Annotated in this window: 8 protein-coding genes; all 8 read right to left on the bottom strand. The window is 70.1% G+C overall.

The window, feature by feature from the left end; translation table 11 throughout:
* Positions 1–211: 211 nt before the first annotated feature.
* The 8 genes from ACZ3TI_RS24435 to ACZ3TI_RS24400 all read right to left on the bottom strand — a co-directional run bounded on the left by ACZ3TI_RS24435 (position 212) and on the right by ACZ3TI_RS24400 (position 12,959).
* Positions 212–1,228, bottom strand: a complete 1,017-nt coding sequence (locus ACZ3TI_RS24435) for an ABC transporter ATP-binding protein (RefSeq protein WP_465729547.1) — start codon at positions 1,226–1,228, stop codon at positions 212–214.
* A complete protein-coding gene (locus ACZ3TI_RS24430; protein WP_465729545.1) occupies positions 1,221–2,270 on the bottom strand; it encodes an ABC transporter ATP-binding protein in 1,050 nt (349 codons plus the stop codon). Before ACZ3TI_RS24430 ends, ACZ3TI_RS24435 begins: the two co-directional genes overlap by 8 nt.
* 19 nt (positions 2,271–2,289) lie before the next feature.
* Entirely contained in the window at positions 2,290–3,237 is a 948-nt protein-coding gene (locus tag ACZ3TI_RS24425) for an ABC transporter permease (RefSeq protein WP_465729543.1), read from the bottom strand.
* Complete coding sequence (locus tag ACZ3TI_RS24420; protein WP_465729541.1) at positions 3,230–4,156, bottom strand: ABC transporter permease; 927 nt, start codon at positions 4,154–4,156, stop codon at positions 3,230–3,232. Before ACZ3TI_RS24420 ends, ACZ3TI_RS24425 begins: the two co-directional genes overlap by 8 nt.
* A 141-nt stretch (positions 4,157–4,297) precedes the next feature.
* Positions 4,298–5,938 carry a peptide ABC transporter substrate-binding protein gene (locus tag ACZ3TI_RS24415; protein WP_465729539.1) on the bottom strand — a complete coding sequence of 547 codons (1,641 nt, stop codon included), beginning with the start codon at positions 5,936–5,938 and terminating at the stop codon, positions 4,298–4,300.
* A gap of 431 nt (positions 5,939–6,369) precedes the next feature.
* The gene (gene typA / locus ACZ3TI_RS24410; RefSeq protein ID WP_465729537.1) at positions 6,370–8,274 is read right to left on the bottom strand and encodes a translational GTPase TypA; all 1,905 of its coding nucleotides are present in this window, start codon (positions 8,272–8,274) and stop codon (positions 6,370–6,372) included.
* A gap of 238 nt (positions 8,275–8,512) precedes the next feature.
* The gene (locus ACZ3TI_RS24405; RefSeq protein ID WP_465729535.1) at positions 8,513–10,264 is read right to left on the bottom strand and encodes an ABC transporter family substrate-binding protein; all 1,752 of its coding nucleotides are present in this window, start codon (positions 10,262–10,264) and stop codon (positions 8,513–8,515) included.
* An 85-nt stretch (positions 10,265–10,349) separates the two neighbouring features.
* Positions 10,350–12,959 carry a SpoIIE family protein phosphatase gene (locus ACZ3TI_RS24400; protein WP_465729533.1) on the bottom strand — a complete coding sequence of 870 codons (2,610 nt, stop codon included), beginning with the start codon at positions 12,957–12,959 and terminating at the stop codon, positions 10,350–10,352.
* Positions 12,960–13,152: the final 193 nt, after the last annotated feature.

The raw sequence follows: 13,152 nt of genomic DNA, 5'->3' as shown, positions 1-13,152 counted from the left end.
CCATGAGAAGCTCGGCCCGGCGACGGCGCGAGTCGGGTGCACCCGGACGGGTGCCGTGACCGCCTGCGGAGTTGACGCAGCGCCTGATCCGCGCAGCGGAGAACCACCCGCGCCGATTCCACGCAGCGCGGAACCCGCGAAGCGCCCGGACACGAGAATGCCGGAAGGGCCCGCGGCGGGAAGCCACGGGCCCTTCCGGGGAGAGCGGGGGTCAGGCCGCGGCCTGCTCCCGGACCTCGGGGAAGTGGCAGGCCGACTCGTGCGCGGCCGCGCCCTTCAGCACCGAGGGGACCGCGAGCAGCGGCACCTCCTCGGCGCAGCGGTCCTCCGCCTTCCAGCAGCGGGTGCGGAAGCGGCAGCCGGACGGCGGGTTGGCCGGCGAGGGGATGTCACCGGTCAGGATGATCCGCTCGCGGGACTCGCGCGCCGTCGGGTCCGGCACCGGCACCGCGGAGAGCAGCGCCTGGGTGTACGGGTGGGTGGCGTTGTCGTAGATCTGCTCGTCGCTGCCGATCTCGACCATCTTGCCCAGGTACATCACGCCGACGCGGTCGGAGATGTGCCGGACGATGGAGAGGTCGTGCGCGATGAACATGTACGACAGCTCGAACTCGCTCTGCAGCTGCTCCAGCAGGTTGATCACCTGCGCCTGGACGGACACGTCCAGGGCGGAGACCGGCTCGTCGCAGATGATGATCTCGGGCTTGAGCGCGAGACCGCGGGCGATGCCGATGCGCTGGCGCTGGCCGCCGGAGAACTGGTGCGGGTACCGGTTGATGTACTCCGGGTTCAGACCCACGACGTCCAGCAGGTCCTGGACGGCCTTGCGGCGGTCGCCCTTCGGCGCCACCTCCGGGTGGATCTCGAACGGCTCCCCGATGATGTCGCCGACCGTCATGCGCGGGTTGAGCGAGGTGTACGGGTCCTGGAACACCATCTGGATGTTCCGCCGGACGGCCTTGAGGGCCGCGCCGGACAGCTTGGAGATGTCCTCGCCCTTGAACAGCACCTGGCCGGAGGTGGCCCGCTCCAGGTTCATCAGCACCTTGGCCAGCGTGGACTTGCCACAGCCGGACTCGCCGACGATGCCGAGCGTCTCACCCTTCTTCAGCTCGAAGGAGATGCCGTCGACCGCCTTGACGGCGCCGACCTGCTTCTTGAACAGGACGCCCTGGGTCAGCGGGTAGTGCTTGACCAGGTCCTTGACCTCCAGGATGTTCTCAGCCATGGAGGGTCTCCTTCCAAAGGTGGCACGCGCTGCGGCGGCCGGTGAGCTCCTTGCCGTCCTTGTCGGTCACGTGGTGCAGCGCCGGGATCTCCGTGCGGCACAGGTCGGTGGCGACATCGCAGCGGGGGTTGAACGCGCAGCCGGCCGGGACCTTCAGCAGGTTCGGGGGGAGGCCCTTGATCGCGTACAGCTCCTGGCCCTTCTGGTCCAGGCGCGGGATGGAGCGGAGCAGGCCCTTGGTGTACGGGTGCGCGGGGTTCGCGTACAGCTCGTGCACCGGGGCGGTCTCCACGATCCGGCCCGCGTACATCACGGCGATCTTGTCCGCGACGTCGGCGACCACGCCGAGGTCGTGGGTGATCAGGATCAGGCCCATGTTGTACTCGGCCTGCAGCTCGGCGAGCAGGTCCATCACCTGGGCCTGGACGGTGACGTCCAGGGCGGTGGTGGGCTCGTCGGCGATGATCAGGTCGGGCTGCAGGGAGAGCGCCATCGCGATCATGATGCGCTGGCGCATGCCGCCGGAGAACTGGTGCGGGTAGTCGTTCACCCGCTGCCGGGCGGCGGGGATGCGCACCCGGTCCATCAGCTCGATGGCCTTCTCCTTCGCCTCCTTCTTGGAGGCGCCCTGGTGCACCCGGAACATCTCGCCGAGCTGGTAGCCGACGCTGAGCACGGGGTTGAGGGCGGAGAGCGCGTCCTGGAAGATCATCGCGATCTTCTGGCCGCGGATCTTCCGGCGGTCCTCGTTGCTCATCTTGAGCATGTCCTGGCCGCGGAACAGGATCTCGCCCTGCGTCACCTTGCCCGGAGGCATGTCCAGGATGCCCATGATGGTCTGCGCCGTCACGGACTTGCCGGAGCCGGACTCGCCGAGCACGGCGAGGGTCTCGCCGGCCGCGACGGAGTAGTTGACGCCGTTCACGGCCTTGGCGACGCCGTCCCGGGTGTGGAACTCCACGTGGAGGTCCTTGACCTCCAGGAGCGGGGTACCGACTTCGAGACGGTCGTTCTTCTGGTTGTTCTCGATCACGGTGGTCATCGGGTCGTCACCTCTTCTCTCAGCGGAGCTTCGGGTCGAGGGCGTCGCGCACCGCGTCGCCGAGCATGATGAACGCGAGCACGGTCAGGGAGAGCATGCCGGCGGGGAAGAACAGGGCGAACGGTGCCGTACGGATCACCTTCTGGGCGGTGTTGATGTCGATGCCCCAGGAGATGGTCGGGTCCTGCAGACCGATGCCGAGGAAGCTCAGCGTCGCCTCGGTGGCGATGTAGCCGCCGAGCGCGATGGTGGCGACGACGATCACCGGGGCGAGAGCGTTCGGCAGGATGTGCTTGAACAGGATCCGGCCGGTTCCGGCGCCGAGCGCCTTGGCCGCCGTCACGAAGTCGGCCTGCTTGACCGTGATCACCGAACCGCGCATGACACGGGTCATCTGGGTCCAGCCCAGGGCCACCAGGGCGAAGACCACGCTCCAGATCGTGCGCGAGGTGAAGGCGTTGAGGATCACCAGGGCGCCGAGCAGCAGCGGGATACCGAAGAAGACGTCGGTGACACGGGAGATGATCGTGTCGGTCCAGCCGCCGAAGTAGCCGGCCAGCATGCCGGTGATGCCGCCGAGGATGGTCACACCCACGGTGACGCAGATGCCGACCACGACCGAGGCGCGGGCGCCGTAGATGACGCGGGCGTAGATGCTGCGGCCCTGGAGATCGTAGCCGAACCAGTCGGCCTGGAACAAGTGGCTGTAGTTCGGCTTCGTCAGGTAGTGGTTGCGCAGGTCGCCGGCGCGCGGGTCCACCGAGGTGAACAGGCCCGGGGCGATCGCGATGATGACCAACAGCAGGATCAGCAGCGCGGAGATCACGAAGATCGGCTTGCGGCGCAGGTCGTGCCAGGCGTCCGAGCCGAGGCTGCGGGCCTTCTCCGGCTTGGTCGCCGGGGTGTCGGCGGTGCGCTGGGCCGGGATGTTGTCCCCGGCGGTCTTCTTCTCGGTCAGGTCAGGCATAACGGATCCTCGGGTCCAGGACCGCGTAAAGCAGGTCGACGATCAGGCCGGCGGCCAGGTACACGAGCACCAGGAAGGCGACGAAGCCGGAGACCGTCGTGCCCTCCTTCAGGTTGATCGCGTGGTAGAGCGCGTTACCGACGCCCTTGACGTTGAAGATGCCCTCGGTCACGATCGCGCCGCCCATCAGGGCACCGAGGTCGGTACCGAGGAAGGTGACCACCGGGATCATCGAGTTGCGCAGCAGGTGGGTGCCGATCACCTTGCGCCGCGGCAGGCCCTTGGCCACCGCGGTGCGGACGTAGTCGGCCTTGATGTTCTCGGCTATGGAGGTACGGGTGAGGCGCGCGACGTACGCCAGCGACAGCGAACCGAGCACAACGGCCGGCAGCACGAGCTGGGTGATGTCGTTGGAGTCCTGGACGGTCGGCGTGACCCACTTCAGGTTGGTCGCGAAGACCGCCTGGAAGATGAAGCCGAGCACCGGGACCGGGATCGAGATCAGCAGCAGGGTCATGATCAGGGTGCCCTTGTCGAACGCCTTGCCGCGGCGCAGACCGGCGAAGAGGCCGATGGTGACGCCGAGGACGATCTCGATGGCGAACGCGAACAGCGACAGCCGGACCGTGACCGGCAGCGCCTCGGTGATCACGTCGAGCACCGGCCGTCCGGCCATGGTGGTACCGAAGTCGCCGGTGAGCAGGCCCCCCATGTAGTCGAAGTACTGTGCGTACCACGGCTTGTCGAAGCCCATCTGGTGCTTCAGAGCGGCCATCTGTGCCGGGTCGGGCGCCTTGTCGCCCCACATCGCAGCCACCGGATCACCCGGCAGCGCGTGCACCATCAGAAAGATGAGCAAGGTCGTTCCGAAGAAGACCGGGATCATCTGGAGCAGTCGCCTCGCGACAAAGCGCCCCATCGTGCCTCCATGTATGACTCTGCCGGGCCCGTCAACCCGGCCAGAGATAAGTCGGCGTGCCAACGGCCGGTGCCAGTCCCCGCCCTTGTGGGGATGGGACGGGCACCGGCCGTTGTCACCGGGTCAGGCGGTGCCGACCGATTACTTCTTCTTGACCTCGACGTCGGTGTAGACCGGGTTGCCGAAGGAGTCGAACTTCACGTTCTGGACGTTGTTGGACCAGCCGGAGCTGGTCTTGTAGTACCAGAGCGGGATGGCCGGCATGTCCTTGGCCAGCACGGCCTCGGCCTGCTGGTAGAGCTCGGCGGTCTTCTCGACCGAGGTGGCCTCGTCGGCGGCCTTGGCGAGCTTGTCGAACTCCGGGCTGGAGTAGCCGGCGTCGTTCGCGGAGGCGCCGGTGCCGTAGACGTCACGCAGGAAGTTCGCGTTCAGCGGGTAGTCCTGCACCCAGCCGGTGCGCATCATGCTCGGCACGGTCTTCTTGCGGATGATGTCGCGCGAGGTCTTGAAGTCCGGCTTCGGGTCGCCGAGGCACTCGACGCCGGTGGCCTGGCGGATCGAGTTGCAGACCGCGTCGACCCACTCCTTGTGACCGCCGTCGGAGTTGTAGATGATGCCGATCTTGTTGCCCGGGACGCCGCCGCCCTCGGCGATCAGCTGCTTGGCCTTCTCCGGGTTGTACTTGCAGGCGTCGCCGCAGGCACCGGCCTTGAAGCCCATGACGCCGGGCGCCACGAACGCGTCGGCGGCCTGACGCGTGCCGTTCAGCACGGTCTTGGTGATGGTCTCGCGGTCGATGGCCATCGACAGACCCTGGCGGACCTTGGCCTTCTCCGGCGCGCTCCACTCCGCGTTGTACAGGGCGAAGGAGATGTTCTGGATGGCACCCTGCGGCTGGTCGACCGCGCGCTTGCCCAGGTCGTCCTTGTACTTCGGCAGGTCGGTCGGGTCGACCTGGTCCAGGACGTCCAGGGTGTCCGACATCAGGTCCTTGTACGCAGCCTCACCAGCGGTGTAGTTGCGGAAGACGATGCCGCCGTTCTTGGCCTTGTTGGCGCCGGCGTACTTGTCGTAACGGGCCAGGGTGATGGCCTTGTTGTGCTCCCACGAGACGAACTTGTAGGGGCCGTTGCCGACCGGCTTCTCACCGTAGCCCTTCGGGTCGGCGAAGAAGCCGGCCGGGAGCGGGTAGAAGGCCGAGTAGCCGAGCTTGTACGTGAAGTACGAGACCGGGCCGGTCAGCTCGATGGTGAAGTGGGTGTCGTCGACGACCTTCAGGCCGGACATGGTGTCGGCGGTCGGGTCACCCTTCTCCGGGTGCACGGCGTCGTAGCCGACGATGTCGGAGAACCAGTCCGAGTTGATCTGGTTGTTCTTGGTGTTGGCGGACCAGTTCCAGGAGTCCACGAAGGACTTGGCGGTCACCGGGGTGCCGTCGTGGAAGGTCCAGCCGGACTTCAGGGTGACGGTGTAGCTCTTGGCGTCGGTGGTCTCGATCTTGTCGGCCACCTGGTTGCGCAGAGCACCGGTCGCGGGGTCGTAGTCCACGAGACCCTGGAACAGCTGCTTGACGATGCGGCCGCCCTGGTTCTCCATGGCGTTGGCCGGCTGCAGCGGGTTCTGCGGCTCACCGCTCTGGTAGCTGAAGATGCCGTCGGCGTTGACCGCAGCGCCATCGGAGCTACCCCCGGAGGAGTCGCTGCTGCCGCCACCACAAGCAGTCGCGGCGAGGGCGACCGCAACAGCTGCGACAACCCACTTGGCCTGGCTCGCACCACGCATCGGTGTGCCTCCTGAATTCGACGTTGCAACGAGGAGAGCACTGCGGAACGGTTCTCACCTGGCCCGCCGTGCCATCCGCGCTCGTGGTTTCGGCGCGCACCCCTGCGCGTTAACCCTTGACCCGAGCCTGACTGGCTCCACTATCCGTCACGCACGGACACGAAAGTGACCAGTGACGATCTCAATTAGGTCACATGAACAGTCGGTAAGTTTCGAAAACCGGACATTTGAGACATAGCCAGACAGGTACCAAACGGACAGTCGTCATGCATGACGAACCGTCGCGTCCGCTCAGCGGACACCCGGGTGTGATGAGCGTTATTCCGTTAATACCGGCCCTGACAACTTGGAGTAGTTGAAAAAGTTCGCCCCCCTCTCCAATGGAAAGGGGGGCGAATCATTCCGGCCAATGGCCGTTCAGTGCGTCCGGATCACGCCTTCTTGGCGCGCGAGGCAGTGCGTCCGCGGTCCTTCTGGTCCAGGACGACCTTACGGATGCGAACCGTCTCCGGGGTCACCTCGATGCACTCGTCCTCGCGGCAGAACTCCAGCGACTGCTCCAGCGAGAGCTTGCGCGGCGGGACGATCGACTCGGCCACGTCGGCGGTCGAGGACCGCATGTTGGTGAGCTTCTTCTCCTTGGTGATGTTCACGTCCATGTCGTCGGAGCGCGAGTTCTCGCCGACGATCATGCCCTCGTACACCTCGGTGCCCGGCTCGCAGAAGAGCACGCCGCGCTCCTGCAGGTTGGTCATCGCGAAGGCGGTCACCACGCCGGCCCGGTCGGCGACCAGGGAGCCGTTGTTGCGGGTGGTCAGCTGGCCGAACCACGGCTCGTGGCCCTCGTGGATCGAGTGGGCGATGCCGGTGCCGCGGGTGTTGGTCAGGAACTCGGTCCGGAAGCCGATCAGACCGCGGGACGGGACGACGAACTCCATCCGGACCCAGCCCGAGCCGTGGTTGGACATGTTGTCCATCCGGCCCTTGCGGATGCCCATGAGCTGCGTGACCGCGCCCATGTGCTCCTCCGGCACGTCCACGGTGAGGCGCTCGACCGGCTCGTGGGTCTTGCCGTTGACCTCCTTGGTGACCACCTGCGGCTTGCCGACGGTCAGCTCGAAGCCCTCGCGGCGCATGGTCTCGATCAGGATGGCCAGCGCCAGCTCACCGCGGCCCTGCACCTCCCAGGCGTCCGGGCGCTCGGTGTCCAGCACGCGCAGCGAGACGTTACCGATCAGCTCGCGGTCCAGACGGTCCTTCACCTGGCGGGCGGTGACCTTGCGGTCGACCTTGGCGCCGGACTTGGCGTCCGCGCCCTTGCCGCTGCCGCCACGGCCGACCAGCGGCGAGGTGTTGGTGCCGATGGTCATCGAGATGGCCGGCTCGTCCACGGTGATCAGCGGCAGCGCGACCGGGTTCTCCGGGTCGGCGAGGGTCTCGCCGATCATGATGTCGGAGATGCCGGCGACGGCGCAGATGTCACCCGGGCCCGCCACCTCGGCCGGCTTGCGGGTGAGCGCCTCGGTCATCAGCAGCTCGGAGATGCGGACGTTCGAGATGCTGCCGTCGCGCTTGATCCAGGCCACGGTCTGGCCCTTGCGCAGCTCGCCCTGCTCGACACGGAGCAGCGCGATGCGGCCGAGGAAGTTGTCGGCGTCGAGGTTGGTGACGTGCGCCTGCAGCGGCGCGTCCTCGTCGTACGTCGGCGCCGGGACGTGCTCCAGGATGGTGGAGAAGAACGGCTCCAGGCTGGTGCTGTCGGCCGGGACGGTGCCGTTCTCCGGCTTGGTCAGCGAGGCGACGCCGTCACGGGCGCAGGCGTAGACGATCGGGAACTCGATCTGGTCCTCGTCCGCGTCCAGGTCCAGGAACAGGTCGTAGGTCTCGTTGATGACCTCGTCGATCCGGGAGTCCGGGCGGTCCGTCTTGTTGATGCAGAGGATGACGGGCAGGCGGGCGGACAGCGCCTTGCGCAGCACGAAGCGGGTCTGCGGCAGCGGGCCTTCGGAGGCGTCGACCAGCAGGACGACCGCGTCCACCATCGACAGACCGCGCTCGACCTCGCCACCGAAGTCGGCGTGGCCCGGGGTGTCGATGATGTTGATGGTGATCGGCGCGCCACCGTCCTTCGGGTGGTACTTGACCGCGGTGTTCTTCGCGAGAATGGTGATGCCCTTCTCGCGCTCCAGGTCGTTCGAGTCCATCATGCGGTCGTCGAGCTGCTGGTGGGCGGCGAAGGCGCCGGCCTGCTTCAGCATGGCGTCGACCAGGGTGGTCTTGCCGTGGTCGACGTGGGCGACGATGGCGACGTTACGGATGTCGTTGCGCGTGGGCATGCCTTGCGGATTCTCCCGGAATCGTGGGTTGCGGCGCCCGGCTGCGTGACGCGCACTTGCGATCCCTGTCGATCGCCGCCGCCCGTTCCGCCTGCTACTACCGGTCCACCCGCCGGGCATATGGACATGCCTCGGCTTCCTCCTATCGTACGGGGAACCGCCCAGATGGGCGGAAACGAGCAGGTCGGGCGGGATCAAGATCACAGCTGGGTCACGCACCGTCCACCCCGTAGCCGCCCTACTCGCCCCTGATCCACCCCACGTCCTGGAAGCGCGGCCAGCCGAAGCCCCAGGCGCCGGCGCCCGCGATGCCGGTCCGGACGGCGACCAGCTCGGGGCGCTGGTAGAGGGGGATCGAGTGGCCGAGCTGCCAGATCCGGATGTCGGCCTCCTGCAGCAGGTCCAGGCGGGCTGCCGGGTCGGGTTCGGCGGCGGCGCGGTCGAAGAGGCGGTCGATCTCCTCGGTGCCGCTGCGGCCGTAGTTGGTGCCGGCGGTGAGGGTGCCGTCGGGGTCGGGCCGGGGCTTGGCGTAGGCGGGGCGCTGTTCGCTCGCGGGGCTGGGGCCGGCCGGCCAGGAGAAGAGCGCGAGGTCGTAGTCCCCGGTGGTGAGGTGGTCCCGGACGAAGGTGTCGGCGGGCGCGGTCACCGGCTTCAGGGCGATCCCGGACTCGGCGAGGTCGGTGGTGAGCGCGTCGGCGGTGCGCTGGGCGGTCGCCGAGCCGGCCGGGACGAGCAAGGTGAGGGTGAGCTCCTTGCCGCCCTTCGTCCGGGTGCCGCGGCCGGCGGGCCGTTTCCAGCCCGCTCCGTCCAGCAGTCGGCCCGCGTCCTCCGGCCCGGCGGCGGCGCTGTTGTCCCGGTAGCCCTCCTGGTCCCCGGCGAGCAGGTGGCTGCCGAGCGGGGCGGCAGGCAGGCCGAGCGGGGTGAGCGCGGCCTCGGCGATCCGCCGCCGGTCGACGGCCCGGGTCAGCGCCCGCCGGACGGCCGGGTCGGTGAGCGGGGCGCGGGCGGCGTTGAGGGTGAGCTGGGTGAGCGAGGCCGCGGCCGCCCGGTGCACGGTGATGTCGGGCGGCACGGCGGCCGCCGACGGGCTGCCGGACGACGAGCTGCCGGGCGGCGGGGCCGGCACCGCCCGGTCCAGCGCCGCGGTGAGCGGGGCGATGTCCAGCCGGTCCCGGTGCAGCGCGTCCGGCCGCTGCTCGGGCGGCACGGGGAGGAAGTCGATCCGGTCGGCCTTCGGCGGGTCGCCCCACCAGTGCGGGTTGCGCACCACCGTGACCCGGTCGGCCTCGTACCGGGAGACGGTGTACGGCCCCGCGGTCAGGTGATCGCCGCCGGTCAGCGCCCGGTTGAAGGCGTCCGGCCGACCGGTCTCGGCCGCCGGGTAGAGCGGCCCGAACAGCGAGCGCCACTCCGCGTACGGCCGCCGGAAGGTGACCCGCACCTCGGCCGGGTCGGCGCCCCGGGCGACCGAGTCGACGGCGTCGTACCCGGCCGGGTGCCCGCCCCGGTAGGACGGGTCCAGCCCGGAGAGGGCGGCCCGCTGGGCGGCGAAGTCCGCGACCGACAGCGGGCTGCCGTCGCTCCAGACGGCGCTCGGGTTGAGCCGGTAGGTGACCACCTGCGGCACCTGCCCGGGCGGGGTGGACTCGGCGCCCGCCAGGTAGTCCGGGTCGGGCACGAGCCGGCCGTGCTCGTCGGGGCGGAACAGCGAGGGGTAGAGCGCGTGGGCGAGCAGTGCCGAGTCGGCGGTCGCCGCCTCCTGGTAGACGTTCAGCGTGGCCGGGACGCCGTCCACCGCCCAGCGGAGCGTGCCGCCGTCCCCGACGGCGGTGCGGTCGGCGGGCCGGACGTCCCCGGTGGTCGCGGTGGGGTCGGCCGAAGTCGGCACCGGGGCGGGGGTGCGGACGGGGACCGGATCGTCGGAGCAGCCGCCGAGGCCGGCGGCGAGCAGCAGTGCGACGGCTGCGGCGGTGAGCTGGCGGACGCGCATGGCCGCCATCGAACGCCGCCCGTACGGCCCGGCCCGCGCCGACACGGCGGGCCGCCGGGCGACTACACCCGTACGGCCCTGCGCGTCAGAGCGCCAGCTCGAACCAGACGATCTTGCCCTTCGGCGTGCGCCGGCTGCCCCAGCGCTCGGCCAGCAGACTGACCAGCTGCAGGCCGCGCCCGCCCTCGTCGGTCTCCTGGGCGCGCCGCTGCCGGGGCTGCGCGTAGCCGTCGTCCCAGACCTCGCAGACCAGGCCGCGCTCGCGCAGCAGCCGCAGCCGGATCTCGCCGCGCCCGTGCTTGAGCGCGTTGGTGACCAGCTCGCTGACCAGCAGCTCGGTGGTGTCGACCAGCTCCTCCAGCCCGCGGGCCAGCAGCCAGCTACAGGCCAGCTCACGCGCCTTGGCGACGGAGGTCGGCTCGGGCGGCAGGAACCAGTTGCCGACGGCGTCCTCGGGGAAGGCGTGCACCTTGGCCATCAGCAGGGCGATGTCGTCCTCGCCGTGGTGCGGGTTGAGCTCGCCGAGCACGTGGTCGCAGAGGTCCTCCAGGGCCTTGCCCTCGGCCGACAGCGCGACGCGGAAGGCACGCAGGCCCTCGTCCAGCTGGTGTTTGCGGCTCTCCACCAGGCCGTCGGTGTAGAGGCCGAGCACGGAGCCGTCCGGGAGGTCCACCTCGACCTCCTCGAAGGGCTCGCCGCCGACGCCCAGCGGCAGGCCGGGCGGCACGTCCAGCATCCGGGCGCCCTCGCCGGGGCTGAGCAGGACGGGCGGCAGGTGGCCGGCGTTGGCGATCCAGCAGCGCCGGGTGACGGCGTCGTAGACCGCGTAGACGCAGGTCGCCAGGTAGACCTCGCGGGCCTCCTCGTCGGCCGTCGAGGTGAGCCGCCCGTACGGGGTGGGCGGCCCGGCGGGCACGGAGTCGTCGCCGAGGCCGCGGGCGATCTCGTCGAGGGCGGTGAGCACCTCGCCCGGTTCCAGGTCGAGCATGGCCAGGGTGCGGACGGCGGTGCGCAGCTGGCCCATCGCGACGGCGGCGCGCAGGCCGCGGCCCATCACGTCGCCGATGACCAGCGCGGTGCGGTTGCCGGGCAGCGGGATGACGTCGAACCAGTCGCCGCCGACCTCGGTGTTGTTGTTGCTCGGCAGGTAGCGGCAGGCGATCTCCAGGCCGCTGGCGGCCGGGTTGCCCGGGGGCAGCAGGCTGCGCTGGAGGATGAGGGCGCGCTCGTGCTCGCGGCGGTAGAGCCGGGCGTTGTCGATGCAGACGGCGGCGCGGGCGACGAGCTCCTCGGCGATCGCGACGTCGCGGGCGTCGAAGGGCTCGCTGCCGATCGCCCGGGAGAGCTGGACGAGGCCGAGCACCTGGTCGCGGGCGACCAGCGGGACGATCAGGGTGGAGCGCAGCAGCGGGTCGCGTCCGGGCTCGGGGACGACGCTGCGGCCGGTGCGCAGCGCCCGCGCGTGCGGGGAGCGGCGCGGGTAACAGAGGGTGCCGCCGGCCTCGGCGATGGGCAGGGCGGTGACCGAGCCGAGCACCGAGGAGGCGCCGCCGACCACGCTGGAGACGGCGACCCGGCGCAGTTCGCCGCTGCCGTCGGTGAGCACGGTGTCGCCGAGCCGCCCGGCGCTGGGGACGGTTTCGCCGGAGAGCAGCGCGGTGTAGAGGTCGACGGTGGCGAGGTCGCAGAACGGCGGGACGACGACGTCCAGCAGTTCCTTGGCGGTGGTCTCCAGGTCGAGCGTGGAGCCGATGTGCGCGCTGGCCTCGTTGAGCAGGGCGAGGTTGCGGCGCACCCCGTCGGCCTCGCGCTCGGCCACGTGCCGGCTGGTGACGTCGGAGACCTGCCCGGCCACGCCCATCGGCTGGCCGGCGGAGCCGTTGAGGCGGTACAGCGAGACGGCCCAGAGCCGGTTGCCCTCGCGGGTCGGGACGGCGCCGTGGAAGCGCAGGTCGAAGACGGGCTCGCCGGTGGCGAGGACCTTGCGCAGGGCGGCGGTGAGCCGGTCGGCCTCGGACGGCGGGAAGATGTCGTGCGGGGTGAGGCCCTCGAGGTCGGTGGGGACCAGGCCCATGCCGGAGGCGAAGGCGTCGTTGACCCGCTGCAGTCGCAGCCGGTCGTCGAACAGCACGAAGCCGGTGGGGGTCTGCCCGAAGACGGCCTCGGAGGCGGCGAGGTCGGTCTCGATCCGGCGCAGCCGTCCGAGGTCGACGGCCAGGCAGGTGGCGCCCGCGGTGGGCAGCGCGCTGTCGGGCATCAGGTAGAGCTCGGCGAGGCCCTCGCCGCCGCCGGCGTCCCGGTACGGGGTGGTGCCGACCCACTCCTCGCCGGCCAGCGTGCGCTCCAGCCGGGCGCGGCCGCGCTGCCAGAGCTCGCGGGGGACGAAGGTGGCGATCGGGTCGGCGCCGACGGCGTCGGCGGCCGGGACGCCGAAGAACTCGGCGGCGCGCTCGCTCCACTGGCTGATCCGACCGTCCGGGCCGATCGCGAAGGTCGCGACCCGGATGTAGTCGTAGATCGAGCCGGGGTCGCCGGCGCCCCAGGGTTGGGCCTCGGCGACGGGGTGGGCGCCGCGGCTCGTGGTGTCGCCGCCCGGCGGGGTCGCCGGGACGGGCAGGTGCAACGAGCCGGCCTGCCCGGGTACAGCGGCATGACCGCTGCTGCTCGGCGCGTTCCGCGCCGGAGTGCTGTTCAACGGACCGACCCCTCCAACCCGCGACCGTCCGGATGTCGAGAAGACCGAGTATTCATCATCGAGGGGTGCGTTCACACGCCCTCAACATCACAACATCAGATCGGGCGAAGGTTTTTGTCCTACCGCCCGCGCAACCACAATGCCACGCTCGCGCCCCCTTCCGGGGCGCGCGCTCCCCCCGGGCCCCCACTGG

It is taken from the genome of Kitasatospora sp. NPDC023120 (genome assembly GCF_055560835.1).
The sequence above is the reverse complement of the archived record's forward strand: the minus strand, read 5'-3'. Positions and strand labels throughout refer to the sequence as shown.